General features: G+C 70.6%; 18 protein-coding genes and 1 tRNA gene. 4 read left to right on the top strand and 15 right to left on the bottom strand.

Going from position 1 to position 26,270, the window contains the following annotated elements:
• Nucleotides 1-14: 14 nt before the first annotated feature.
• From H505_RS0136420 to polA, 4 genes are all read right to left on the bottom strand, one after another.
• The gene (locus H505_RS0136420) at nucleotides 15-1,967 is read right to left on the bottom strand and encodes an endonuclease/exonuclease/phosphatase family protein (RefSeq protein ID WP_051301544.1); all 1,953 of its coding nucleotides are present in this window, start codon (nucleotides 1,965-1,967) and stop codon (nucleotides 15-17) included.
• Between the two features lie 202 nt (nucleotides 1,968-2,169).
• Complete coding sequence (gene rpsA / locus H505_RS0136415) at nucleotides 2,170-3,654, bottom strand: 30S ribosomal protein S1 (protein ID WP_026405892.1); 1,485 nt, start codon at nucleotides 3,652-3,654, stop codon at nucleotides 2,170-2,172.
• 363 nt (nucleotides 3,655-4,017) lie between these two features.
• A complete protein-coding gene (locus tag H505_RS0136405) occupies nucleotides 4,018-5,151 on the bottom strand; it encodes a polysaccharide deacetylase family protein (RefSeq protein ID WP_026405891.1) in 1,134 nt (377 codons plus the stop codon).
• A gap of 409 nt (nucleotides 5,152-5,560) precedes the next feature.
• Nucleotides 5,561-8,251, bottom strand: a complete 2,691-nt coding sequence (gene polA / locus H505_RS0136400) for a DNA polymerase I (protein WP_026405890.1) — start codon at nucleotides 8,249-8,251, stop codon at nucleotides 5,561-5,563.
• Nucleotides 8,252-8,416: 165 nt separating this feature from the next.
• Here polA and H505_RS46650 point away from each other — a divergent pair, with 165 nt between their 5' ends.
• On the top strand, nucleotides 8,417-8,770 hold the full coding sequence (locus H505_RS46650) for a PaaI family thioesterase (RefSeq protein WP_034521680.1): 354 nt from the start codon (nucleotides 8,417-8,419) through the stop codon (nucleotides 8,768-8,770).
• 233 nt (nucleotides 8,771-9,003) lie between these two features.
• On the opposite strand, the gene H505_RS46645 is transcribed toward H505_RS46650, so the two are convergent.
• The 6 genes from H505_RS46645 to H505_RS0136365 form a co-directional block, all read right to left on the bottom strand.
• On the bottom strand, nucleotides 9,004-9,831 hold the full coding sequence (locus H505_RS46645) for an ABC transporter ATP-binding protein (RefSeq protein WP_084551196.1): 828 nt from the start codon (nucleotides 9,829-9,831) through the stop codon (nucleotides 9,004-9,006).
• On the bottom strand, nucleotides 9,821-10,561 hold the full coding sequence (locus H505_RS0136385; protein ID WP_051301580.1) for an ABC transporter ATP-binding protein: 741 nt from the start codon (nucleotides 10,559-10,561) through the stop codon (nucleotides 9,821-9,823). The genes H505_RS46645 and H505_RS0136385 overlap by 11 nt, the downstream gene beginning before the upstream one ends.
• 47 nt (nucleotides 10,562-10,608) lie before the next feature.
• The gene (locus H505_RS46640; RefSeq protein ID WP_034521383.1) at nucleotides 10,609-11,763 is read right to left on the bottom strand and encodes a branched-chain amino acid ABC transporter permease; all 1,155 of its coding nucleotides are present in this window, start codon (nucleotides 11,761-11,763) and stop codon (nucleotides 10,609-10,611) included.
• On the bottom strand, nucleotides 11,760-12,725 hold the full coding sequence (locus tag H505_RS0136375; RefSeq protein WP_026405888.1) for a branched-chain amino acid ABC transporter permease: 966 nt from the start codon (nucleotides 12,723-12,725) through the stop codon (nucleotides 11,760-11,762). Before H505_RS0136375 ends, H505_RS46640 begins: the two co-directional genes overlap by 4 nt.
• A 91-nt stretch (nucleotides 12,726-12,816) precedes the next feature.
• The gene (locus H505_RS0136370) at nucleotides 12,817-13,974 is read right to left on the bottom strand and encodes a branched-chain amino acid ABC transporter substrate-binding protein (RefSeq protein WP_026405887.1); all 1,158 of its coding nucleotides are present in this window, start codon (nucleotides 13,972-13,974) and stop codon (nucleotides 12,817-12,819) included.
• Nucleotides 13,975-14,282: 308 nt separating this feature from the next.
• Entirely contained in the window at nucleotides 14,283-14,909 is a 627-nt protein-coding gene (locus H505_RS0136365) for an ANTAR domain-containing response regulator (protein ID WP_051301542.1), read from the bottom strand.
• 65 nt (nucleotides 14,910-14,974) lie between these two features.
• Here H505_RS0136365 and H505_RS0136360 point away from each other — a divergent pair.
• Together H505_RS0136360 and H505_RS0136355 are read left to right on the top strand one after the other, a co-directional pair.
• Nucleotides 14,975-15,057: transfer RNA gene (locus H505_RS0136360), tRNA-Leu, on the top strand.
• 186 nt (nucleotides 15,058-15,243) lie between these two features.
• Entirely contained in the window at nucleotides 15,244-16,029 is a 786-nt protein-coding gene (locus H505_RS0136355; RefSeq protein WP_026405885.1) for a helix-turn-helix domain-containing protein, read from the top strand.
• A gap of 75 nt (nucleotides 16,030-16,104) precedes the next feature.
• Here H505_RS0136355 and pyk read toward each other — a convergent pair whose 3' ends face one another.
• Together pyk and H505_RS0136345 are read right to left on the bottom strand one after the other, a co-directional pair.
• On the bottom strand, nucleotides 16,105-17,535 hold the full coding sequence (gene pyk / locus H505_RS0136350; protein ID WP_026405884.1) for a pyruvate kinase: 1,431 nt from the start codon (nucleotides 17,533-17,535) through the stop codon (nucleotides 16,105-16,107).
• Between the two features lie 88 nt (nucleotides 17,536-17,623).
• The gene (locus H505_RS0136345; RefSeq protein ID WP_026405883.1) at nucleotides 17,624-18,184 is read right to left on the bottom strand and encodes a type 1 glutamine amidotransferase domain-containing protein; all 561 of its coding nucleotides are present in this window, start codon (nucleotides 18,182-18,184) and stop codon (nucleotides 17,624-17,626) included.
• Between the two features lie 69 nt (nucleotides 18,185-18,253).
• Between H505_RS0136345 and H505_RS0136340 the strand changes: the two genes are divergently transcribed.
• A complete protein-coding gene (locus tag H505_RS0136340) occupies nucleotides 18,254-18,958 on the top strand; it encodes a helix-turn-helix transcriptional regulator (RefSeq protein ID WP_245592721.1) in 705 nt (234 codons plus the stop codon).
• On the opposite strand, the gene H505_RS0136335 is transcribed toward H505_RS0136340, so the two are convergent.
• The 3 genes from H505_RS0136335 to gltB all read right to left on the bottom strand — a co-directional run bounded on the left by H505_RS0136335 (nucleotide 18,955) and on the right by gltB (nucleotide 26,033).
• A complete protein-coding gene (locus tag H505_RS0136335; protein ID WP_026405881.1) occupies nucleotides 18,955-19,812 on the bottom strand; it encodes a hypothetical protein in 858 nt (285 codons plus the stop codon). The two genes, H505_RS0136340 and H505_RS0136335, sit on opposite strands and share 4 nt — an antisense overlap.
• Before the next feature lie 177 nt (nucleotides 19,813-19,989).
• On the bottom strand, nucleotides 19,990-21,456 hold the full coding sequence (locus H505_RS0136330; protein WP_026405880.1) for a glutamate synthase subunit beta: 1,467 nt from the start codon (nucleotides 21,454-21,456) through the stop codon (nucleotides 19,990-19,992).
• Between the two features lie 14 nt (nucleotides 21,457-21,470).
• On the bottom strand, nucleotides 21,471-26,033 hold the full coding sequence (gltB, locus tag H505_RS0136325; protein WP_026405879.1) for a glutamate synthase large subunit: 4,563 nt from the start codon (nucleotides 26,031-26,033) through the stop codon (nucleotides 21,471-21,473).
• Nucleotides 26,034-26,270 lie beyond the last annotated feature (237 nt).

Here is a 26,270-nt window from a genome sequence, read left to right as displayed (position 1 = left end):
GCCCGCCCGCGCCGCTACCGCTGGATCCGGACGGTCACCGCGACCGGGTAGTGGTCGGACGCGTCGGACTTCGGCACGTCGTAGTCGGAGAACAGGATGCCGTCCGAACCGAAGATCCAGTCGTGCCGCTCGCCGTCCGGAGTGGTCGGGGCCGGGTCGGCGCCGATCACGGCCGTGCGCAGGTCGGTGCCGCGCGTCATCCGCGACAGCTCGGGGCTGCCGGGGCCGGTGTTGAAGTCGCCGCCGATCACCGTGCGGGGCGCGCCGCCCCACGCGCGCAGCAGCGCCGCGATCTGCATGGCGCGCACGTCGCCGTTGCCGTCGCCGCCTTCGAGGTGCGTGGACCACACGTCGATCGTGGTCTCCCCGACGCCGAGCCGCGCCCACACGTACCCGCGGATCTGCGACCAGTCGCCCTTCGGCATGCGGGCGGTCCCGGAGCTGACGACCGGCAGGGACGTGAGGATCGCGTTGCCGAACTGGCCGTCGGCGGCGGGCCCCCAGATCAGCTTCATGCCGAGGCGCCGCGACAGCCACACCCCGACGTCGGCGGTGCCGGACAGCAGCGAGCCCCGCCCGGCCTCCTGCAGCAGGACGACCTGCGGTTTCTGCTGCTCGATGGTGTCGGCGATGCCCTCGGGGTCGAGCCGCCCGTCCTGGTTGACCGCGTCGTGGACGTTGTAGGTCATGATCCGGACCCGGCCCTCGCCGGGCGCCGCCTGCGCCGTCCCGTCCGGCACGGCGACGGTGAACACGAGCGTGCCGGCCAGCAGCGCGAGGGACGCGGCCCCGGCGGTGAGCGCCCGCAGCGGGGCCCGCGCGGGCAGCGGGCCGCCGCGGGCGGCGGTGATCGCCGCGAGCGCGCCCAGCGCGATCCCGGCGGCGCCGGGCAGCAGGTTGTTCGGGAACGGCATCGGCAGCAGCGCGCTGACCTGGTACGGGACGAGGATCACCGCGATGAGGAAGCCGCCGAGGGCCGCGCCGACGTCGATCCGCAGCACCGAGCCGCCCGTCCCGGCGCGGCGCAGCGGCGACCGGCACGCGACGGCCAGCAGCCACGCCGACAGCACCTGCCCGAGGATGACGATCGGGACGACCTCGATCCCGGAGACCGCGTACGTGCCGGCGACCGCGCCGACGCCGACGCCGAGCACGGTCCCGCCGAGCACGCACACGCCGCCCGGCACCGCCCGGACCGCGAGGCCGGAGGCGAGGAACGCCAGCGCGAGCCCCTGCCCGGCGACGATCGTGATGTGCGCCGCCGTCAGGGAGCGCCAGCCGGACGACGCGACGAACGCGGGGCTGGACAGCACGAGCACCTGCAGCGCGATGAACGGCCCGAACGCCGCGGCGCCCAGGGCGTCCCGCCAGGAGACGCCGGGGGCCGTCACCGGCCCGGACCGCAGCTCCCGGTACAGGGCTGCCGCGCCGAGTCCGACGAACGTCAGGCACGCGATCCACGGGCCGATTCCGGACCGCCACACCGGGTCCCAGGTGGCGAAGCACATCCGGACGGCGGCGTCGGCCGACAGCCCGGCGACGGTCGCGGTGGCGAACCCGACTCCGGACAGGCCGCGGGCGCCCTCGTAGAGCGCCGCCACCGCGATCATGCCGATCGCGGCGCCGATGAACACCAGCCAGGTGCGGGGGTCGATGAGCTGGGCGAGGAGCCGGACGGCGAGCAGCCCGCCGACGCCGGCGAGCAGCAGGCCGCGCGGCCCGGCGGCGCGGCGGATCAGCGGCGCGGCGAACCCGGCCAGGTAGACGATCAGCACGGCGGCGCCGGCGACGCCCATGCCGGCGCTGTCGGCGAAGTTGTCGAGCTGCGGGAGCGAGAAGCGCAGGGTCTGCGCCAGCACCGCCACCGTGATCGCGATGAGCGCGAGCCGGGCCGGGCCGGGCGGGACGATCGACGGGCCGGACGCCGCCGGGCCGCCCGTCTTGGATTCTGCCTCTGTGCTGGCCACTTGTTCGAGTGCTCCAGGGGGACGAGCGTGTCTGAGGGGTCGGGGCAACGAGATCACGGCCGGGGGCCGATCCGTGAAGATCGGCCCCCGGCCGTGTCAAAGGGGCATCGGCGGCCGCGCGCCCGTGCGCGCGGCGGCCGTCACCGGGGCCGGTCCGGGGCGGGACCGGCCGCGGTGGAGTCGGCCCGCGGCCGACGCGGCGTCACTGCCCGCCGGAGAGCTTCTCCCGCAGCGCGGCGAGCGCCTCGTCGGTGGCCAGGGCGCCACCGCCGCTCTCGCTCTCGCCGCCGCCGGAGTAGGAGGTGTCGCCGCCGCCACCGGTCGGGGCGGGCGCCGTGTCGGCCTCCGCCTCGGCCTTGCGGGCCTCCTCGATCTGCCGGCGGTGGGCGTCGAAGCGGGAGCGGGCCTCGGCGTACTGCCGCTCCCAGGTCTCGCGCTGCTCGTCGAAGCCCGGCAGCCACTCGCCCGTGTCGGCGTCGAAGCCCTCGGGGTACTTGTAGTTGCCCTGCTCGTCGTACTCGGCCGGCATCCCGTACAGGGTGGGGTCGAAGTCCTCTTCGTCCATCCCGGCGGCGCCCTCGTTGGCCTGCTTGAGCGACAGGCTGATGCGGCGCCGGTCGAGGTCGATGTCGATGATCTTCACGAAGATCTCGTCGCCGACCTGGACGACCTGCTCGGGGATCTCCACGTGGCGCTCGGCCAGCTCGGAGATGTGGACGAGGCCCTCGATACCCTCCTCGACCCGGACGAACGCGCCGAACGGCACCAGCTTGGTGACGCGGCCCGGCACGACCTGGCCGATCTGGTGGGTGCGGGCGAACTGCTGCCAGGGGTCTTCCTGCGTGGCCTTGAGCGACAGGGAGACGCGCTCGCGCTCCATGTCGACGTCCAGGACCTCGACCGTGACTTCCTGGCCGACCTCGACGACCTCGGACGGGTGGTCGATGTGCTTCCAGGACAGCTCGGAGACGTGCACCAGGCCGTCGACGCCGCCGAGGTCGACGAACGCGCCGAAGTTGACGATCGACGAGACGACGCCCTTGCGGACCTGGCCCTTCTGCAGGGTGTTGAGGAAGGTCTGGCGGACCTCGCTCTGCGTCTGCTCGAGCCAGGCGCGGCGGGACAGGACCACGTTGTTGCGGTTCTTGTCCAGCTCGATGATCTTGGCCTCGAGCTCGCGGCCCACGTAGGGCTGGAGGTCGCGGACGCGGCGCATCTCGACGAGGGAGGCCGGCAGGAAGCCGCGCAGCCCGATGTCGAGGATGAGGCCGCCCTTGACGACCTCGATGACGGTACCGGTGACGATGCCGTCCTCGTCCTTGATCTTCTCGATCGTGCCCCAGGCGCGCTCGTACTGGGCGCGCTTCTTGGACAGGATCAGCCGACCTTCCTTGTCCTCCTTCTGGAGGACGAGGGCCTCGACGTGATCACCGACGGCGACGACCTCGTTCGGGTCGACGTCGTGCTTGATCGAGAGTTCCCGGGACGGGATGACGCCCTCGGTCTTGTAGCCGATGTCGAGGAGGACCTCGTCACGATCGACCTTGACGACAGTGCCTTCGACAATGTCGCCGTCGTTGAAGTACTTGATGGTCTCGTCGATCGCCGCGAGGAAGGCTTCCTCGGACCCGATGTCGTTGACCGCTACCTGCGGGGTGGTCGAGGTGGCCTCGGTGCTGCTCGTCATGTGTCGGCTGGCTCCGGTACGGACATGGAAGTCGTATGGGTTGTTGCGCGGCGGGCTTTGGTCTGCCCTGCCGAAGACCGGAAAGGAACGCGGGTCGCCCCGCGCCTGTGAACCGAACCGTTGTCGCCGACCTGACCGAGCGCGAGCCTGCTCCGTCCGAAGCACGCGCAAGCCCACAGCGCAGCGATCAGGATATGGGACCGAAACCCCCCGGGTCAATCCGGCCCCCGCCGCCCCGTGTCCTGCGCCGCTCCCTGCCCGGCCGGCGGCACCGCTCGCGGCACCGCTCCCGATCGCGCCCCGGTGGCGCCCCGGTGGCGCCCCGGTGGCGCCCCGGTGGCGTCCCGGCCGGGAGCGGACCGATCAGTAGACCCGCGCCATGCCCCGGTACTGCGGGTCGAGCGCGTCCTGCAGGCCGCGCGGGACCGTCACCGTGCGGGGGTCCCCGTCGGACGTGTACCGCTCCTGCGGGTGCTGGTCAAGGTACTCCAGCCACGCCGTCGAGCAGTACTTCTTGCAGTCGTTCTCCTTGATCTTGCCCTCCGACCGCACCCGCGGGATCGCCCACCGGTCGAACTCCTCGCCGAAGGGGGACGGCGCGGGCCGCCAGCCCGCCAGGAACATCCCCTGGAACGCGTACCGGCCCCGCTCCTCGCGCGCCCACTCCTCCTTCTCGGGCGCGACCCCGAACGGGTAGGCGAGCGTCCCGGTGTGCGCGCCGGTGAGCTTGACGACCTCGTCCTCCAGCCCGCCGACCTCCTCGCGCACCGCGCCGGCCGACAGCCCGCCGAGGTTGGGGTGCGTGAGCGTGTGGTTGCCGAGGTCGTACCCGTGCTGCCGCAGCCACTGCAGCCCCGTCGACGCGTCGGCGCCCTTCAGGCCGAACATGTCCTTGTTCAGGTAGAAGGTCGCGGTCGCGCGGAACCCGGGGTTCTCCTGCGCGACCCGCTGGATGATGCCGACGGCCGTGTTCGGCTTCGGGGCGCCGTTCGCGTCGAGCGCGAAGTGCCCCGGCGTGCTGTCGTCGAACGTCAGGACGACCGGGTGACGGCCGGCCGGCACGTCGATCCGCCCGCTCGCGAACTCGGTCGCGGTGACGGGCGTGTACCCGCCCTTGGCGAGCCGCGTCAGCTCGTCGTACAGCTCCTTGGTCGACCGGTCCAGCGACTGCTCGGCCTTGTCGAGGATCCGGTGGTACATCAGCACCGGCACCTGGCCCAGCTCGTTGGCCTTCGCCGCCGCGGCGGCGGGCGCCGCCGCCGGGATCGGCGCCGTCGCCGACACGCTCGGCGCCGCGCTCGCGCCGCCCGCCGACGGCGCGGGCGTCGCCCCGGGGCCCGGCCGCATCGCCTTCTCCGCGTCGACCGGTTCGGCCTCCGCCGCGCCGGCCCGCCGGGCCTCGTTCCCATCGTCGCCCCGCCGCGCTCCGGGCAGCACCAGCCCGAGGACGACGGCGCAGACGACCACGACTCCTGCGATCTTGTGAAGGAGCGGCATGTTCCCCCCGCCGGTCGACCCGAACAGGACCAGGGACAGCGTAGAACCCCGGACGATCTACGGACACCACATCTCGTACCCGCTCGATCCCCACGGAGCACCCGCGCCCCGGCCCTCATCCCGCCAATTCCGGAACGCACGGGTAAATGACACGACGTCACCAGGCGTCCCGGACACGCCGCCGCCCGCGCCTTGCGGCCCGCGCGGCGACCTCCCCCATAAGATCAACTCGCCGCCGCGCGTCGATCACCGGGGTACCCCCAACCCGGCTCCGACCTGCGCATCCATCCCTCGGACGGGCGGCATTCCAGGACTTCTCCGGCGCACCGGAAACCGCGAACGCCGGACGCGCGCGACGGTGCGGCGCGTCCGGCGTCCGGGACGGGACGGGACGGGACGGGCGGACGGGTCAGTGCGCGGCGTCCTGCCACGTGCGGCCGGTGCCCATGGAGACCTCCAGCGGGGCGCGGAGCTCGTAGGCGCCCGCCATCTGGTCGCCGACGAGCTCCTTGACGCGGTCGAGCTCGCCCGGCGCGACCTCCAGGACCAGCTCGTCGTGCACCTGCAGCAGCACGCGGGACGCCAGGCCGTCGGAGCGCAGCGCGCGGTCGACGTTGAGGCTCGCGACCTTGACGATGTCGGCGGCCGACCCCTGGATCGGGGCGTTGAGGGCCATCCGCTCGGCCATCTCGCGGCGCTGCCGGTTGTCGGAGTTCAGGTCCGGCAGGTAGCGGCGGCGGCCCAGGATCGTCTCGGTGTAGCCGTCGCGGCGGGCGCGGGCCACCACGTCGCGCAGGTAGTCGCGGACGCCGCCGAACTGCTCGAAGTACTCCTCCATCAGCCCCCGCGCCTCGTCGGGGGCGATCCGGAGCTGCTGCGACAGCCCGTACGCCGACAGCCCGTACGCCAGCCCGTAGTTCATCGCCTTGATCCGGGCGCGCAGCTCGGAGTCGATCTGCTCGGGCGGCAGGCCGAACACGCGGGACGCGGTGATGGTGTGGAAGTCGGCGCCGGACCCGAACGCCTCCAGGAGCGCCTCGTCCTCCGACAGGTGCGCCATGATCCGCAGCTCGATCTGCGAGTAGTCGGCGGTCAGCAGCGTCTCGTAGCCGCCGCCGACGACGAACGCCTCGCGGATCCGGCGCCCCTCCTCGGTGCGGATCGGGATGTTCTGCAGGTTCGGGTCGGTGGACGACAGCCGCCCGGTCGCCGCGACCATCTGGTTGAACGTCGTGTGGATGCGGCCCGCGTCGTCGGCCATCGGGATGAGGGAGTCGACGATGCTCTTCAGCTTCGCGACCTCCCGCCACCGCAGGATGTGCTCCAGGACCGGGTGGCCCTCCTTCTCCAGCAGGTTGGTGAGCGCCTCGGAGTCGGTGGTGTAGCCGGTCTTGGTGCGCTTGGTCTTGGGCAGGTTCAGCTCGTCGAACAGCACCTGCTGCACCTGCTTCGGGGAGCCCAGGTTGAACTCCCGGCCCACCGCGTTGTGCGCCTCCTGCTCCTGCTGCTTGACCTGCCCGCCCAGCGTCGCCGACAGGCCCGCGAGGTGGTCGGCGTCCACGGCGATGCCCGCCCGCTCCATCCCGGCCAGGACGCCGACGAGCGGGAGCTCGACCTCGTGCAGCAGCCGGGTCGCGCCGCGCTTCTCCAGGTCGGCGTCCAGGACGTCGGCGAGTTCGGCGACCGCCCGCGCCCGGACGGCGAGCGCCTCCGCGGCCTCCTCCTCACCGGACCCGTCCAGCGTGAGCTGCCCCGAGTCCTCGGCCTCGCCGCGCAGCTCCCGGTGCAGGTACCGCAGGGCGAGGTCGGCGAGGTCGAACGTGCGCTGCCCCGGCAGCGCCAGGTACGCGGCGAGGGCGGTGTCGCTGGTGAGCCCCGCCAGCGCGATGCCGCGCGCCGCCAGCGCCAGCATCGGCCCCTTCGCCTCGTGCATCGCCTTCGGCCGGGCGGCGTCGCCCAGGTAGCCGGCGAGGGCGCGCTCGTCGTCCTCGATCAGCTCCGCCGGGTCGAGGTGGACGGCCGGGCCGTCCTTGGACGCGAGCGCGAGCGCGGTGATCTCACCGGTGCCGCGGCCCCACGACCCGGTCACGGCGACGCCGAGCCGCCCGCCGGCGTTCGCGTCCAGCCAGGCGCCCAGCGCCCCCGGCTCCAGCTGCTCCAGCTGCACGTCGAAGCCCTCGTCGGCCTCCGGCTCGGCGGCCTGCAGCGTCGAGTACAGCCGCTCCCGCAGCACCCGGAACTGCAGCGAGTCGAACAGGGTGTGGATCTCCTCGCGGTCCCACTGGCCCATCGACAGCTGCGGCGGCGTCAGATCCAGCCCGACCTGCGTGTCGAGCCGGTTGATCTGGTGGTTGCGGATCACCCCGGCCAGGTGCTCGCGCAGGCTGTCGCCCGCCTTGCCCTTGATCTCGTCGACCCGCGCGACGAGCGTGTCGAGGTCGCCGAACTTGCCGAGCCACTTCGCGGCCGTCTTCGGGCCGACGCCCGGCACGCCCGGCAGGTTGTCGCTGCTCTCCCCCACCAGCGCGGCCAGCTCCCGGTACCGCTCCGGCGGCACCCCGTACTTGGCCTCCACGGCCGCCGGGTCCATCCGGGCGAGCTCCGACACGCCCTTCACCGGGTACAGGACGGTGACGTGCTCGTTCACCAGCTGGAACGCGTCCCGGTCGCCGGTGACCACCAGCGTCTCCATCCCGGCCTCGGACGCCTGCACCGACAGCGTGGCGATGATGTCGTCGGCCTCGAACCCCGCCACCGACATCCGCGGGATCCGCAGCGCGTCCAGCACCTCGAAGATCAGGCTCACCTGGCTGCGGAACTCGTCCGGCGTCTTCTGCCGGCCCGCCTTGTACTCCACGTACTGCTCGTGCCGGAACGTCGGCTCCGACCGGTCGAACGCCACCGCGATGTGGGTGGGCTGCTCGTCCCGCAGGACGTTGATGAGCATCGAGGTGAAGCCGTACACCGCGTTCGTCGGCTGCCCGTCGGTGGTGGAGAAGTTCTCCACCGGCAACGCGAAGAACGCCCGGTAGGCCAGGGAGTGCCCGTCGAGCAGGAGGAGCCGTTCACGCTTGTCAGGGGTCGCTGCTGTCATCGCCACAGCAGGACTCTAGTCTGCGCGTACGACAGTTTTGTGGAGGCGTAAGTGACTGACACCCCCGGCGTGCCCCCCACCGACGAGGCCAAGGTCCTCGCCGAGTTCGCCCCGCTTGCCGGCCTCGACCCCCACGGCGAACTCGACGCGCACAACGACCTCGCCACCCAGATGGGCATCGAGTACATCGAGGCGACCGCCGAACGCGTCGTCGCCCGCATGCCCGTCAAGGGCAACACCCAGCCCTACGGCCTCCTGCACGGCGGCGCGTCCTGCGTCCTCGCCGAGTCCATCGGCTCCGTCGGCTCGGCCCTCCACGCCGGCCCCGGCCGCATCGCCGTCGGCATCGAGATCAACGCCACCCACCACCGGTCCGCGACCGAAGGCCACGTCACCGGCGTCGCGACCCGCGCCCACGGCGGCCGCACCCTCGCCACCTACGACATCGTCATCAACGACGACCAGGACCGCCGCGTCTGCACGGCACGCCTGACCTGCATGCTGCGCGACGCCCCCGGATCCTGACCGGGCCCCGCGGGTTTCGCGGGACCTTTGCGGCGGGACGCCGCACCTCTGTACCGTGGCACGGAACGGCCCGGGATCACCGAGTAGACAACGTACGCGCCGGGGAAGGCCGTACGGCCCCAAAGGTGATCCCGGGTCAACGTCTGTCCGGACGTCCCCGAACGCGCGGCGCACGCACGCGAACGCCCGCCGGGACCGGACGAACCGGTCCCGGCGGGCGTCCCGCGGCCCCGTCAGTCCTCGGACTTCTCGGGCTTGTCGGACTTCTCGGCTTTCGCGGCCGAGTCCTCCCCGCCCGACGGCGCGCCCGGCCCGTCCGCGCCGCTCACGACACCGTCCTCGGACGCGTCCTCACCCAGGTCGCCGCCCAGGTACGCCGCACGGACCTGCGGATCGTCCAGCAGATCCGACGCAGGCGCCGCCTTCACCACGCGCCCCGTCTCCAGGACGTACGCGCGATGCGCGATCTGCAGCGCCTGCTGGGCGTTCTGCTCCACCAGCAGCACCGTCGTGCCCCGCCGGTTGATCTCCTCGATGATCGAGAAGATCTGCTGCACCAGCATCGGCGCGAGCCCCATCGACGGCTCGTCCAGCAGCAGCACCTTCGGCTTCGCCATCAGCGCCCGGCCGATCGCCAGCATCTGCTGCTCGCCGCCCGACATCGTGCCGCCCGCCTGCGACTTGCGCTCCGCCAGCCGCGGGAACAGCTCGTACGCCTCCGCGAGCTCCTTCGACGCATCGTCCTTGCGGGCGTACGCGCCCATCAGCAGGTTCTCCTCCACCGTCATGCCGGGGAAGATCCCCCGGCCCTCCGGCGCCTGCCCGATGCCCACCAGCACACGCTTGTGGCCCGGCATCCTGCCGATGTCCGCCCCGTCGAACCGGATCGCACCGGACGACAGCTCCCGCAGCCCCGACACCGTCTTCAGCGTCGTCGTCTTGCCCGCGCCGTTCGCGCCGATCAGCGTGACGATCTCACCCTGGTCGACCGACACGCTGATGCCCTTCAGCGCCGCGATCTTCCCGTAGTGGACGTGGATGTCATCGATCTCAAGAAGCATCGGCCGGAGCCCCCAGATACGCCTCAATGACCCGCGGGTCGTTCTGCACCTCGGCCGGCAGCCCGTCCGCGATCTTCTGACCGAAGTCCAGCACCGCCACCCGGTCGCTGATCCCCATCACCAGGCCCATGTCGTGCTCGATCAGCAGCACGGTCACCCCGGTGTCACGGATTTTGCGGATCAGCTCCTGCAGCGCCACCTTCTCCGCCGGGTTCATCCCGGCCGCGGGCTCGTCCAGGAGCAGCAGCTTCGGGTTCGTCGCCAGCGCCCGCGCGATCTCCAGGCGCCGCTGGTCGCCGTACGGCAGGTTCTTCGCCAGCTCCCCGGCCCGGTGCGAAATCCCCACCAGCTCCAGCAGCTCGGCGGCCCGCTCCCGGCCCTGCCGCTCCTCACGGCGGTGCCACGGCAACCCCAGCGCCGCACCGACGAAACCCGTCCGATGATGCGCGTCCGCGCCCACCAGAACGTTCTCCACGGCCGTCATGTGGTGGAACAACCGGACGTTCTGGAACGTGCGCGCCACGCCCAGCTTCGTCACCGTGAACCGCTTCTTGCCGTCGATCCGCTGCCCGTCGAACACGACCGCGCCCTCGGACGGCCGGTACACCCCGGTCGTCACGTTGAACACCGTCGTCTTCCCCGCACCGTTCGGACCGATCAGCGCGAAGATCTCGCCCTTGCGGATCTCGATGTTCACCTTGTTCAGGGCCACGACACCGCCGAACCGCATGACGACGTCCTGCAGTGCCAGCAGCACCGTGCCCTCGCCGGCGTCCTTCACTTCGTCACCTCCGCCGCGGCCCCGGCCCCGGCCTGCTGCTCGCCGACCTCCGCGCCCATATGGCCCATACCGCCGCCGCCTTCGGCCAGCTCCGCCTTCCGCTGCCGGGACGGCCACAGCCCCTCCGGCCGGAAGATCATCATGAGCACCAGCGCGGCACCGAAGATCAGCATCCGGTAGTCCTCCAGGAACCGGAACCGCTCGGGCAGCCACGCCACCACGAACGCCCCCAGAATCGCGCCCGGAATACTCCCCGAACCGCCCAGCACCACCGCCGCCAGGATCAGCGCCGACACCAGGAACTCGAAGTTCGTCGGCAGGATCGACGTCTGCTTCGCCGCGAACACCACACCGCCGCTGCCGCCGATCGCCGCGCCGATCGCGAACGCCGCCAGCTTGAACCGGAACGTCGGCACGCCCATCAGCTCCGCCGCGTCCTCGTCCTCCCGGATCGACGTCCACGCCCGGCCGACCCGCGACTTCTCCAGCCGCCGCACGAAGATGATCGCCAGCACGATGAAGAAGACCAGCATGTAGTAGTACGGCCGCGAATCCAGGATCCCGTACTTCAACGGCTGCACACCGAAGATCTCCCACTCCGACACCGTCGGAGGATGCGGGATCCCCTGCACACCGCGAGGACCGTTCACGTAGTCGCTGTTGTTCGCCGTCCGCTTGACGATCTCACCAAAGCCCAGCGTCACGATCGCCAGGTAGTCGCCCCGCAACCGCAGCGTCGGCGCACCCAGGATCACCCCGGACGCCGCCGCGAACACGATCGCCAGAACCAGCGTCTCCCAGAAACTCCAGTTGTACTTCACCGCGAAGATCGCGATGGTGTACCCGCCGACCGCGTAGAACGCCACATACCCCAGGTCCAGCAGACCCGCCATGCCGACCACGACGTTCAAACCGATCGCCAGCAGCACGTAGATCGCGATCTGGTCGCTGAGCATCGACGCCCAGTCCGCACCGCTCGGCGCCATGAAACTGCCGATCGCCTGATGCGGCAGCAGCAGCGCACCGATGATCAGCAGGACGTACACGCCCCAGCGCTGCCACCCGGCGGCACCCGCCCACCAGTCGCGCAGCGGATCCAAGGACAGACCGCCGCCGATGCTCTTCGAAGGAAGCTTCTTCGTCATGTTCATGCGCGCGCCCGCTGGAGAGACTCACCGAGGATGCCGGTGGGACGGAACATCAGAATCAGGATCAGCAGCGTGAACGCCACCACGTCCCGCCACTCCGAACCGAAGATGCTCGAGCCGTACATCTCCAGCAGCCCCAGCACGAACCCGCCGACCAACGCACCGCGAATGTTCCCGATACCGCCGAGAACCGCCGCCGTGAACGCCTTGATGCCCAGCAGGAAGCCCACGAAGTACTCCGTCTGCTCGAACCGCAGGAAGTACAGCGCGGCCGCCACACCCGCCATCACACCGCCCACCAGGAACGTCACCGACACCACACGGTCGATGTTCACGCCCATCAGCACCGCGGTCTCCGGATCCTGCGCCGTCGAACGGATGCCCCGCCCCAGCCGCGTCCGGTTCACGAACTGGTCCAGCGCCACCATCATCAGCACGGCGCCGAAGAAGATGATCAGCGCGACGTTCGTGATCTCGATCGGACCGATCGAGACCACCGTCGTCATCTCCCGGAAGTGCTCGCTGACCGGAAGCTTGCCGCCCTCCTTCGACGTCCCGAAGATCCACGGCACCAGCACCGTCGCGAACAGCTGCTGAATGAAGATCGACGCGCCGATCGCCGAGATGAGCGCCGCCAACCGCGACGCCCCCCGTTTCCGCAGCGGCCGGTAGGCCACCACCTCCAGCAGCATCGCGCCGCCGCCGGCCACGGCGCCGGCCACCACCCCGCACAACGCCACCACGCCGATGAGCGCGATCCCGTTCAGATCCGAGACGCCGAGGCCGCGCACCGTCCACAGTGCCGCGAACGTACCCGCCATGAAGATGTCGGCATGAGCAAAGTTGATCAGCCGGAGCACGCCGTAGACCATCGTGTAGCCGAGCGCCAGGAGAGCATAGATCGCCCCCAGCGACAGCCCGTCGATGGTCGACGGCCAGAATTGATTGATGAAGTCGTCGAGCACCTTTGGTCGCCCTTTGTGAAAAGGAGCGGGAGCGCTGTAGCGCTCCCGCTCCCGCGCCATCAGGAGGTCGTTCGAACGGCGTGGTGACGCCCTACGAGACCTTCGCTTCGTTCGCGTTGCCGAGGAGCTTGATCGCCTTGCCCTGCACCTCGTAGATGAAGATGTCCTGCGCGGCCAGCTCACCGTTCTCGTCGAACTTCACCGGCTTGCCGACCCCGTCGAAGCTCACGGTCTTCAGGAACTCGTTGATGTCCTCCGGCGTCGTCTTGCCGGCCTTCACGGCCTCCACGAACGCCGTCGCCGCGTCGTACCCCTCCGTCGAGTAGATCGCGACCTCGGACCCGAACTTGGCCTTGTAGTCGTCCGCGAACTTCTTCGCGTTCGCGTTCGTCTTGCCGTCGGTGTCGATCAGGCAGCCGCAGCTCAGCAGCGCACCCTGCGCGTTCTTCTCACCGGTGCCCGTGATCAGCTCGGTCGCCAGCGACCCGTCGCCCGACATCATCTTGCCCTCGTAGCCGGCCTCCGCCAGCTGCTTGAACAGACGCCCGGCCACCGCGTAGTAACCGCCGAAGTACACCGCCTCCGGCTTGAAGTCCACGATCTTGTTGACCGTCGACGAGTAGTCCGTCGCGTTGTCGTCCACCGCGTCGGTCTGCGTCGTCACGCCCTTGGCCTTCACCGCCGACCCGATCGCGTCGGCCAGACCCTTGCCGTAGTCCTGGTTGTCGTGGACCGTGAAGACCTTCTTCGCGCCCAGCGAACCGCTCAGGAAGGTCGCGACGCCCGTGCTCTGCACCGCGTCGTCGGCCACCACCCGGTGCCAGTACTTCCAGCCCTTCTCCGCGAGCGTGATGCTCGTCGCCGACGGCGACACGCTCGGGATCTTCGCCTCCTCGAGGATGGGCCCCACGCTCTGGGACTCACCCGAGAAAGCCGGACCGATCAGCCCGACGATCTTGTCGTTCTTCACCGCGCCCAGCGCCAGCGTCGTCGCCTGCTCCGGCTTCCCCTGGCTGTCATAGGTCTTGAGGTTGATCTTGACCTCGGGGTTGGTGGCGTTGTACTGCTCGATCGCCAGCTCGGCGCCCTGCTTGGGCGGAATCACCAGACCCGAGTTCTCCCCGGTCAGGTCTCCCATGAACCCGATCGTGATCGAGTCGCCGTCGCCCGAGCCGCCGCCGTCGTCGCCGCACGCCACGGCACCGAGCGCGAGCACCGCGCTCATCGCCACCGCGCCGGCGACCCTCATCTTGTTGCGCCGCAAGGTGCCCAGCCTTTCCATCCGGATCCGGGAAGGGATCGGGTACGAGTCATGCCCCGGGCGCGACATGTTCCCGTGGATGGGGAGATATCGGTCACCTGGGGACCAGGTATGTCGTACACCGAGGACCCAACACAGATCAGCACCCCCGGATAGAAGGGTTACTCGTTCGTTACTCCCCCGTGCTCATCGGGATCCGCGCAACCAACAGCGATGATGACGCAGAGTAACGATCGGGGGCGGTCCGGCGCACACGCATTGGCCCTTGACAACGCGCGAGATAACGGCCAGTGGAGTCAGGACTCCGCGGACTCCCCGCCCGCACCGGCGACGACCGCCTCCGCGACGGCCCGCATCGTGAGCCGCCGGTCCATCGACGTCTTCTGGATCCACCGGAACGCCTCGGGCTCGGACCACCCGTGCGCCTCCTGCAGCAGCCCTTTCGCGCGGTCGACGATCTTGCGCGTCTCCAGCCGCTCCTGCAGCCCCGCGACCTCCGCCTCGAGCGCCCGCATCTCGGTGTACCGGCTGACCGCCATCTCGATCGCCGGCGCCAGGTCCGTCTTCGAGAACGGCTTCACCAGGTAGGCCATCGCGCCCGCCTCGGTGGCGCGCTGCACCAGCTCCCGCTGCGAGAACGCGGTGAGGATGACGACGGGCGCGATCCGCTCGGCCGAGATCCGCTCGGCGGCCGAGATCCCGTCGAGCACCGGCATCTTGACGTCCAGGATCACGAGATCGGGCTTCAGGTCCGACGCGAGCCGGACGGCCGCCTCGCCGTCCCCGGCCTCGCCCACGACCTCGTAGCCGTCCTCCTGCAGCATCTCCTTGAGGTCCAGCCGGATCAGGGCCTCGTCTTCTGCGATCACAACTCGCCGAGCGCTCTCCGTCACGCGCACGAGACTACCGGGACGCGCTACCATGACACGTGCCGCCCCTCACCAAGGGGCAGCAAACTGGACAACAAGGGACATGTCCAGATAAAGCTGCCGGAGTGGCGAAATGGCAGACGCTGATCCCTCAAAAGGATTTGTCCGAAAGGGCGTGTGGGTTCGAATCCCACCTCCGGCACCTCTCCGACCGCCGTTCTCATGGACGGCGGTTTTTCCATGTCGGTCCGGATGGATTCCGCTACGCCGGAGGCGCCAACTGCCCGGAACAACCGGCCACGCCTGAACCCGCCGCCCCACAAACACCCAAAATCGGTACATATAAGCGAAAAACAAAACTGTCAGTGGTCGGCGAGATACTCGGCGCATGTATCCCGAGGAAGTCGTTCAGCAGGCCCTGGAACTGTCCCGAGCGGGCTGGACCGACCGCGAAGTGGCTCGTCGCTGCGGCGTCTCGATCGCGGCGGTTCGGAAATGGCGGTATGGAACGAGACGAAGACGCCTCGATCCGGCGGACCCGACCAGTGGAGACGCCCGCTTCAGGCGGGGCTGTCCACGTTGCTTCGGCCGGGAGCTCGATGAGCGGTGTTACGCGTACCTGCTCGGCCTCTACCTCGGTGATGGGCATCTCGCCCGCTGCCGGAAAGGGGTGTACCGACTGGACATCGCCTGCGACGACGCCTACCCCGGCTTGATCGAGGAAGCGGCCAAGGCGGTCGGCACAGTACTGCCGATCTCACGAGTCGGGCGCCGTCGGAAGCCGGGGTGCACGGTGGTGGGCTCTTACTCGAAACACTGGCCATGCCTCTTCCCCCAGCACGGCCCGGGACGGAAACACGAGCGCACGATCGAGCTGGCGGATTGGCAGCAGAAGATCGTGGACGAGTACACCGAAGAGTTGATTCGAGGGCTCATTCACTCGGACGGCTGCCGCGGCGTGAACCGGGTACGGCGCCCGGTCCAGGGCGAGGAGCGGTGGTACGAGTACCCGCGCTACTACTTCACCAACGAATCCATGGACATCCAGAGGCTCTTTACGGATGCGCTGGATCGGCTCGGGATCGCGTGGCGGCAGATGAACCGGAAGAACGTGTCCGTGGCGCGGCGGGAGGCCGTGGCGCGGTTGGACGAGTTCGTGGGGCCGAAGTACTAGCGGGTTGGCCGGAGCGAGCTCTAAATGAGATCCGGTGGTGATGTGCCGGGCGGCGCGGCGCCGCCCGGCGGTCGGTCAGTGCTGGGTGGAGATGGCGTCGCCGATGATGTGGACGCGCAGGGAGTTGGTCGAGCCGGGCGTGCCGGGGGGCGAGCCCGCGACGACGACGACGCGGTCGCCCTTCTGGGCGCGGCCGAGTTCGAGGAGGGCCTGTTCGACCTGGCCGAACATGGCGTCGGTGTGGTCGACCTGGGGGACGATGAAGGTTTCGACTCCCCAGACGTGCGCGAGGCGTCCTCGGACGGCGGGGACCGAGGTGAACGCGAGGAGGGGGATGGGCGAGCGGTAGCGGGAGAGGCGGCGGGCCGTTTCGCCGGACATGGTGAAGGCGGCCAGGGCCTCGGCGCCGACGATGGCGCCGACTTCGGCGGCGGCGCGGGCGATGGCGCCGCCGACGGTCTCGGGCATGCGCTCGAGGGTGTGGGTGGCTTGGAGTGCGGCTTCTTCGGCGGTGCAGACGATGCGGCTCATCGTCTGGACGGATTCGATGGGGTACTGGCCGACACTGGTCTCGCCGGAGAGCATGACGGCGTCGGCGCCTTCGAAGACGGCGTTGGCGACGTCGGAGGTCTCGGCGCGGGTGGGGCGGGGCGCGGAGATCATGGATTCGAGCATCTGGGTGGCGACGATGACCGGGCGGGCCTTTTCGCGGCAGAGCTCGATGGCGCGCTTCTGGACGATGGGGACCTGTTCGAGGGGGAGTTCGACGCCGAGGTCGCCGCGGGCGACCATGATGCCGTCGAAGGCGGCGACGATCTCGGGGAGGCGTTCGACGGCCTGCGGCTTCTCGATCTTGCCGATGAGGGGGACGCGGACGCCTTCTTCTTCCATGATCTGGTAGCAGATGTCGGCGTCGGCGGGGGTGCGGACGAAGGAGAGGGCGACGAGGTCGACGCCGAGGCGCAGGGCCCAGCGGAGGTCTTCTTCGTCCTTGTCGGTGAGGGCGGGGACGCTGACGGGGACGCCGGGCAGGTTGAGGCCCTTGTTGTCGGAGACCATGCCGCCGACGGTGACGGTGGTGCGGACGCGGGGTCCGTCGACGTCGGTGACGCGGAGGGCGACGCGGCCGTCGTCGATGAGGACGGTGTCGCCGGGTGAGACGTCGCCGGGGAGGCCGTCGTAGGTGGTGGAGACTTCGCGGCGGGTGCCGGGGACGTCCTCGGTGGTGATGGTGAATTCGTCGCCGAGGGTGAGGCGGACGGGGCCGTCGGGGAATCGGCCGATCCGGATCTTGGGGCCCTGGAGGTCCGCGAGGATGCCGACGCCGCGTCCGGTGGCGTCGGCGGCGGCCCTGAGGCGGTGGTACACCTCTTCGTGGGTGGCGTGGTCGCCGTGGCTCATGTTGAGCCGGGCGACGTCGATGCCGGCTTCCACGAGGGCGTTGATCTGCTCGGTGCTGGAGCAGGCGGGGCCGATGGTGCTGACTATTTTCGCTCGACGGGTCACGGTCACAACCGTACTTAGTTACTGGTGGGTACGGTTATTTCTGCAGGATGCGGTCCCCCAGGGTTCACCCATTGGTCTAGGACAAGGTCTAGACCACGGCCTTGAACGCGTCGACGGCCGCCTGGCAGAACGCCTTGAGGTCGTCGGGCTTGCGGCTGGACACCAGTACGTTGGGCCCGGCTTCGCAGATTTTCACCTCTTCGTCGACCCACGTGGCTCCGGCGTTGCGCAGGTCGGTCTGGAGGCTGGGCCAGGAGGTGATGGTCCGCCCGCGGACGACGTCGGCTTCGATGAGCGTCCAGGGGCCGTGGCAGATGACGGCGACGGGCTTGCCCGCGTCGAAGAACGACTTGGCGAACTGGACGGCCTTCGGGTGCATGCGGAGGAAGTCGGGGTTGGCGACGCCTCCGGGCAGGACGAGGGCTTGGAAGCCGCTGTGGTCGGTGTCGTCGACGGTGGCGTGGACGGGGAAGGTGTCCGCCTTGTCGAGGTGGTCGAACGCCTGGATCTCGCCGGTCTGGGTGGAGACGAGGCGAGGCGTGCCGCCCGCCTGCTCGACGGCCGTCCAGGGTTCGGTCAGTTCGACCTGTTCGGTGCCTTCGGGGGCGCAGAGGAACGCGATCGTCGCGCCCTTCAGGTCGGTCGCCATGATGACCTCCGGTTTCGTGGGGTTCTTCTGTCGCCCTGCCCGTCGGTGGGGGGTGGTATGCAGGGTGTTGTGAACGCCACGAACTATCTGGAGGTGCCGGCGCGGGGGTCGGCGGGGCTGGTGTGCGCGTGGTCGGCGTCATTGCCGTCGGGGGCGGAGCCGGTCGTGCAGCGGGTGGTGCCGGACGGGTGCGTGGATCTGATCTGCTGGGGCGCGGAGATCATGGTGGCGGGTCCGGACACGGGGCCGATGCCGGCGGTGATGCGGCCGGGCGACGCGGTGGCGGCGGTGCGGTTCGGTCCGGGGGCGGCGCCGCCGGTGCTGGGGGTGCCGGGGGACGCGGTGCGGGACGTGCGGGTGCCGCTGCGGGAGCTGTGGGGTGCCGAGGCGGACCGGCTCGCGGAGGCGGTGGCGGCGGCCGGGGGGCCGCGGGAGCGGTGGTCGGTGCTGGTGCGGGCGGTCGAGGAGCGGGCGGCGGGGCCGGTGGACGCGTTGGTCCCGGCGGTGCTGTCGGGGTTGGAGCGGGGTTCGGTCGGGGCGGTGGCGGACGCGGTGGGGTTGAGCGAGCGGCAGTTGCGGCGGCGCTCGCTGGCGGCGTTCGGGTACGGGCCGAAGGTGCTGCAGCGGGTGCTGCGGTTCCAGCGGGGGTTGCGGCTGGTGCGGGCGGGGCGGCCGGCGGCGGAGGCGGCGTACGAGGCGGGGTTCGCCGACCAGGCGCATTTCGCGCACGAGGTGCGGGACCTGGCGGGCACGCCGCTCCGCGGCCTGCTCTAGGCGTCGAGGCGGCCGTAAGCCCGCAGGGTGAGGAGCCGTTCGACGGTTTGGACGCCGCGCCATTCGTGGCGGGTGATCGGGGTCCAGGCGGGGAAGGCGATGTCCCAGCCGCCGTCGTCGTGCTGGGCGGCGGCGAGCGCGTCGAGTTCGGCGTCGATGGCGTGGCGGGGGTGGAGGCGGGCGCCGAGGCCGTCGGGGCGGGGCGCGAAGTCGATGGCGGTGTGGTGGTCGCTTCCGGCGGCGGCGAGGGCGGCGCGGTGGCGGTCGAAGGCGGCTTCGGCGCGGTCGCGGTCGGGGACGTGGTCGAGGAAGGTGAGGGTGGCGAGGACGTCGTAGGCGCCGAACCTGAGGTCGGCGCGGTCGAGGTGGTTCCAGCAGAAGTCGGTGGCGGTCCGGAGCCAGGGGTGGTCGGTGCCGGCGCGGTGGAGGAGGCCGGCGAGGCTCGCGGTGGGGTTGATCGCGGCGGGCGGGTCGTCGGGGGTCTGCCACCAGGGGGCGCGGGGGGCGTCGCGGACGGTGGGCAGGACGAACGGGACGCCGCCGTCGGGGGTGGTGATGGTGGTGAGGTGGTCGGCGATGCGGGTGACGGCGGGGTCGTCGTCGGCGCCGGCTTCGTGGAGGATTTCGAGGGCGTGCTGGGCGGGGACGGGTTGGCTGGCGGTGCCGCGCAGGTCGGGTTCGAGGGCGTTGCCGTAGCCGCCGTCGGGGTTTTCGTAGGGGCGGAGGGCGGCGAGGACGGGTTCGGGTGCGCCGTCGAGGAAGTGCAGGGCGAAGCGGTGGCGGTCTATGACGCGGGCGTTGAGGAGCATGAACTCCCATGCGCGTTCGATGTTTTCGGTGGTCAGGGTCTTCATGGCGCCCACCGTAGAGGTGGGCGGGGGGGCGGGTCTTGTAGGAAACGGCCTTGGGCGGGTTCTCTCCATGGCCGTTCCGTGCGCGGTGCGGGCCGGGCGTCGTGGTGCCCGTGCGGGCGGGCCCGTTCGGATATGGGGAGGCCCCGGAGCGGGTGCTCCGGGGCCTCTGGGGGTCGGTCAGGCGATGGGACGGGCCGTGGGCGGGATCGGGTAGGGCAGCGGCGACGTGCGGCCGGTGAGGTGCGCGTCGACGCCGTGCGCGGCGGCGCGGCCTTCGGCGATCGCCCAGACGATCAGCGACTGGCCGCGGCCCATGTCGCCGGCGGCGTAGACGCCGTCGACGGACGTCTTGTAGTCCTTGTCGCGGACGACGTTGCCGCGCTGGTCGAGGTCGACGCCGAGCTGCTCGAGGAGGCCCTCGCGCTGCGGGCCGAGGAAGCCCATGGCGAGGGTGACGAGCTGTGCGGGGATCTCGCGTTCGGTGCCCTCGATCGGCTGGAAGCCGGTGTCGGGGCCGCCCACCTCGACGATCCGGAGGGCGCGGACGTTGCCGTCGTCGTCTCCCAGGAACGCGGTGGTGGAGACGGCGTAGAGGCGGTCGCCGTCCCGGTCGGCGAGTTCCTCGTGAGCGCTTTCCATCTTGAACAGCATCGGGTAGGTCGGCCAGGGCTGGGCGTCCGGGCGGGTCGCCGGGGGCCGCGGCATGATCTCGAGTTGGGTGACGGACGCGGCGCCCTGCCGGATCGCGGTGCCGATGCAGTCGGCGCCGGTGTCGCCGCCGCCGATGACGACGACGTGCTTGCCCTTGGCGTCGATGGGCGACTCGGGGAGGTCGCCCTCCTGCACCTTGTTGGCGGGCGGCAGGTACTCCATGGCCTGGACGACGCCGCCGAGTTCGCGTCCGGGGACGGGCAGGTCGCGCCAGGCGGTGGCGCCGCCGGCGAGGACGACGGCGTCGTGGCCGGCGCGCAGTTCGTCGGCGGTGACGTCGACGCCGATGTTGACGGAGGTGCGGAACTCGGTGCCTTCGGCGCGCATCTGGGCGATGCGGCGGTCGACGTGCCGCTTCTCCATCTTGAATTCGGGGATGCCGTAGCGGAGCAGGCCGCCGACGCGGTCGGCGCGCTCGTAGACGGTGACGTCGTGCCCGGCGCGGGTGAGCTGCTGGGCGGCGGCGAGGCCGGCGGGTCCGGACCCGACGATCGCGACCTTCTTGCCGGTCTTGACGGCGGGCGGCTGCGGCCGGACCCAGCCTTCGGCGAAGGCGCGGTCGATGATCTCGACTTCGACGCGCTTGATGGTGACGGGGTCCTGGTTGATGCCGAGGACGCAGGCGCTCTCGCACGGGGCGGGGCAGAGCCTCCCGGTGAACTCCGGGAAGTTGTTGGTGGCGTGGAGCCGCTCGATCGCCTCGTGCCAGTCCTTGCGGTAGACGAGGTCGTTCCACTCGGGGATGAGGTTGCCGAGGGGGCAGCCCTGGTGGCAGAACGGGATGCCGCAGTCCATGCAGCGGCTGGCCTGCTTCTCGAGCCGGTCGGTGCCGAAGTCCTCGTAGACCTCGGACCAGCTCTTGATGCGGACGTCGACCGGGCGGCGCTTCGGGAGCTCCCGCGCGACGGTCAGGAAACCCTTCGGGTCGGCCATGGGGATTCCTCCTCTCAGCTCTGGGCGGCGGCCATGACGGCCTCGTCGACGTCGCGGCCCTGCGCCTCGGCTTCGGCCATGGCGGTCAGGACGCGGCGGTAGTCGCGCGGCATGATCTTGGTGAAGCGGGTCGCGACGGCGTCCCAGTCGTCCAGCAGGCGCCGGGCGAGGGCGGAGCCGGTCTCGGCGAGGTGCCGTTCGACGAGCCCGCGGACGAACGCGACGTCGTCGGCGTCCAGGGGTTCGAGGTCGACCATCTCGCCGTTGACCCGTTCGGGTACCAGGTCGAGGACGTAGGCGATGCCGCCGGACATGCCGGCCGCGAGGTTGCGGCCGGTGCCGCCGAGGATGACGGCGCGGCCGCCGGTCATGTACTCGCAGGCGTGGTCGCCGACGCCCTCGACGACGGCGGTGGCGCCGGAGTTGCGGACGCAGAACCGTTCGCCGACGACGCCGGCGGCGAACAGTTCGCCGGACGTCGCGCCGTACAGGATGACGTTGCCGCCGATGATCTGCTCTTCGGCGGTGAACGCGGCGTCGTCGGGTGAGCGCAGGGTGAGGCGTCCGCCCGAAAGGCCCTTGCCGACGTAGTCGTTGGCGTCGCCGACGAGGCGGAGGGTGACGCCGCGCGGCACGAACGCGCCGAAGGAGTTGCCGGCCGAGCCGGTGAAGGTGACGTCGATGGTGTCGTCGGGCAGTCCGGCGCCGCCCCACTTGCGGGTGAGCTCGTGGCCGAGCATGGTCCCGACGGTGCGGTTGACGTTGCGGATCGGCAGGTCGAGGGTGACTTTGTCGCCGTAGGCGAGGGCGCCTTCGGCGAGTTGGATCAGTGTGTTGTCGAGGGCTTTCTCGAGCCCGTGGTCCTGTTCGCCGACGCACCGCAGGGCGTCCCCGTAGGGGGTTTCGGGGGCGTGCAGGATCGGGGCCAGGTCGAGGCCGGACGCCTTCCAGTGCTCGACGGCGTCGTGGGTGTCGAGCATCTCGACGTGCCCGATCGCCTCGTCCAGGGAGCGGAAGCCGAGCGCGGCGAGGTATTCGCGGACTTCTTCGGCGATGAACTCGAAGAAGTTGACGACGAATTCGGGCTTGCCGGAGAACCGCTGCCGCAGCACGGGGTTCTGGGTGGCGACGCCGACGGGGCAGGTGTCGAGGTGGCAGACCCGCATCATGATGCAGCCGGACACGACCAGCGGCGCGGTGGCGAAGCCGTACTCCTCGGCGCCGAGGAGGGCGGCGACGACGACGTCGCGGCCGGTCTTCATCTGCCCGTCGGTCTGCACGACGATGCGGTCGCGCAGCCCGTTGAGCAGCAGCGTCTGCTGCGTCTCGGCGAGGCCGAGCTCCCAGGGCGTCCCGGCGTGCTTGAGGGACGTCAGGGGGGACGCGCCGGTGCCGCCGTCGTGCCCGGAGATCAGGACGACGTCGGCGTGGGCCTTCGACACGCCGGCCGCGACGGTGCCGACGCCCATCTCCGCGACGAGCTTGACGTGCACCCGCGCGGACGGGTTGGCGTTCTTGAGGTCGTGGATGAGCTGGGCGAGGTCCTCGATCGAGTAGATGTCGTGGTGCGGCGGCGGCGAGATGAGGCCGACGCCGGGCGTGGAGTGCCGGGTCTTGGCGATCCACGGGTACACCTTGTGGCCGGGCAGCTGGCCGCCCTCGCCGGGCTTGGCGCCCTGCGCCATCTTGATCTGGATGTCGTCGGCGTTGGTGAGGTACTCGGAGGTGACGCCGAACCGGCCGGACGCGACCTGCTTGATGGCGCTGCGCCGCAGGTCGCCGTTCTCGTCCGGGGTGAACCGCGCCGGGTCCTCGCCGCCCTCGCCGGTGTTGGACTTGCCGCCGAGGCGGTTCATCGCGATCGCGAGGGTCTCGTGGGCCTCGGCGGAGATGGAGCCGTAGGACATCGCGCCGGTGGAGAACCGCTTGACGATGTCCGAGACGGGCTCGACCTCCTCGATCGGGACCGGCGGGCGCTCGCCTTCCTTGAGCCGGAACAGGCCGCGCAGCGTCATCAGCTCCTCGGCCTGCGAGTCGACCTTGGAGGTGTACTCCTTGAAGATCTCGTAGCGGCGGGTGCGGGTGGCGTGCTGGAGCTTGAACACCGTGTCGGGGTTGAACAGGTGCGGTTCGCCTTCGCGGCGCCACTGGTACTCGCCGCCGACCTCGAGGGTGCGGTGGGCGAGGTCGTTGCCGCCGGCCGGGTAGGCGCGGCGGTGCCGTTCGGCGGCCTCGCGGGCGAGGGTGTCGAAGCCGACGCCGCCGAGCCGGGAGACGGTCCCGGTGAAGCAGCGGTCGACGACCTCGGCGCCGAGCCCGATCGCCTCGAAGATCTGCGCGCCGGTGTAGGACGCGACCGTGGACACGCCCATCTTCGACATGACCTTCAGGACGCCCTTGCCGTACGCCTTGACGAGGTTGCGGACGGCCTGGTTCCCGGTGAGCCCGTCGCCGGCGATGACGCCGCCGCGGACGAGGTCCTCGACGGTCTCGATGGCGAGGTAGGGGTTGATCGCGGACGCGCCGTACCCGATGAGCAGTGCCATGTGGTGGCATTCGCGGGCTTCGCCGGTCTCGATGACCAGGCCGACCCGGGTCCGGGTCTTCTCCCGGATCAGGTGGTGGTGGACGGAGCCGGTGAGCAGCAGCGAGGGGATCGCGGCGCGGGCGGAGTCGGCGCCGCGGTCGGACAGCACGATGATCCGCGCGCCCGCGCCGATGGCGCGGCTGACCTCGCCGTTGATCTCCTCCAGGCGGGCCTGGAGGGCCTCTCCCCCGCCGGCGACGTCGTAGAGGCCGTGGACGACGTGGGCCTGCAGGTGCGGCAGGGACCCTTCGTCGTCGATGTGGATGATCTTGGAGAGTTCGTCGTTGTCCAGGATCGGGGTGGGCAGCACGAGCCGGCGGCACGAGTCCGGGCCGGGCTCCAGCAGGTTGCCCTCGGGGCCGAGGGTGGACTGCAGCGAGGTGACGAGCTCCTCGCGGATGGCGTCCAGCGGCGGGTTGGTGACCTGCGCGAACTGCTGCTTGAAGTAGTCGAACAGCAGGCGGGGGCGCTCCGACAGCACCGCGATGGGGGTGTCGGTGCCCATCGAGCCGATCGGCTCCGCGCCCGTCTTCGCCATCGGGCTGAGGATGATCCGCTGCTCTTCGAGGGTGTACCCGAAGGTCTGCTGCCGCTTGACGAGCGTGTCGTGCGTCGGGATCTCCCGCTCGCGGCGCGGCAGCTCCTCGAACCGGACGAGCCCTTCGTGCAGCCACTGCGCGTAGGGGTGCTCGGCGGCGAGTTCGGCCTTCACCTCGTCGTCCTCGACGATCCGCCCGGCGGCGGTGTCCACGAGGAAGATCTTCCCGGGCTGCAGGCGGCCCTTCCGGACGACCTTGCTCGCGGGGATGTCGAGGACGCCGGCCTCGCTCGCGAGGACGACGAGGCCGTCGTCGGTCACCCAGTACCGGCCGGGGCGGAGCCCGTTGCGGTCCAGGACGGCGCCGACGACGGTGCCGTCGGTGAAGCTCACGCTCGCGGGGCCGTCCCACGCCTCCATGAGGGTGGAGTGGAACTCGTAGAAGGCCCGGCGGTCCGGGTCCATCTCGGTGTGGTTCTCCCACGCCTCGGGGATCATCATCAGGACGGCGTGGGGCAGCGACCGGCCGCCGAGGTGCAGCAGCTCCAGGCACTCGTCGAACGAGGCGGTGTCGGACGCCTCGATGTCGATCACCGGGTAGATGCGGGACAGGTCGCCGGGGATCAGGTCGGACTTCAGCAGCGCCTCGCGGGCCCGCATCCAGTTCCGGTTCCCCTTGACCGTGTTGATCTCGCCGTTGTGCGCGATGAACCGGAACGGGTGCGCCAGCTCCCACGCCGGGAACGTGTTGGTGGAGAACCGCGAGTGGACGAGCGCGATCGCGCTGGTGAACCGGCGGTCCGACAGGTCGGGGAAGAACGGCTCCAGCTGCGGGGTCGTCAGCATCCCCTTGTAGACGATCGTCCGGCTGGACAGGCTGGGGAAGTACACGGGGACGTCCTGCTCGGCGCGCTCGCGCATGCAGAACACCACGCGGTCCAGCTCGACGCCCGTCTTGCCGGCGTGCGGGCCGCCGTCGGCGGCGCGCAGGAACAGCTGCGCGAAGTGCGGCATGGCGCGGCGCGCGGCGGGCCCGGCGAACGCGGGGTCGGTCGGCAGCTCCCGCCAGCCGAGGACGGTCAGCCCCTCCTCGACGCACAGCGCCTCGACGTGCGCGACCGCGGCGGCGCGCTCGCCGGCGTCGACCGGCAGGAACGCGATGCCGGCCGCGTACGCGCCCGCCTCGGGCAGCGCGAAGCCGCACACCTCCCGGAAGAACGCGTCCGGGATCTGCAGCATGATGCCGACCCCGTCGCCGTCGTCCGGTTCGGCGCCCACGGCGCCGCGGTGGTCGAGGTTCTTCAGGACGGTCAGGGCGTTCTGAACGATGTCGTGGCTTCCGCGGCCGTGGAGATCCGCCACCATTCCGACACCGCAGGCGTCGTGCTCGTTGGCCGGGTCGTAGAGACCCTGGTGGCGGGGGCGGCCCGGTGTGAGGGCAGCAGCAGCCATCAACCCTCCCGTCGTCGTCGTGTCACTGCTTGTGAGGTCAGTGCTAGCCGGGACGACGTTGGCCCTGCTGCGGTGAGATGACATTACATCACTGCCGGGATCATGCCCGACTGTGGCGGATCGCGAAACTTCTCAGCGCGGATCGGCACGCGACATCTCACTGGTTTAGACCAGATTACCGGCTTCTCACGGGCGTGACGTTCCACGCGTCCGGGTGAGGATCATCACCGGAACACG

Source organism: Actinomadura rifamycini DSM 43936, assembly GCF_000425065.1.
In the GTDB taxonomy this organism is placed as follows: domain Bacteria; phylum Actinomycetota; class Actinomycetes; order Streptosporangiales; family Streptosporangiaceae; genus Spirillospora; species Spirillospora rifamycini.
The sequence above is the reverse complement of the archived record's forward strand: the minus strand, read 5'-3'. Positions and strand labels throughout refer to the sequence as shown.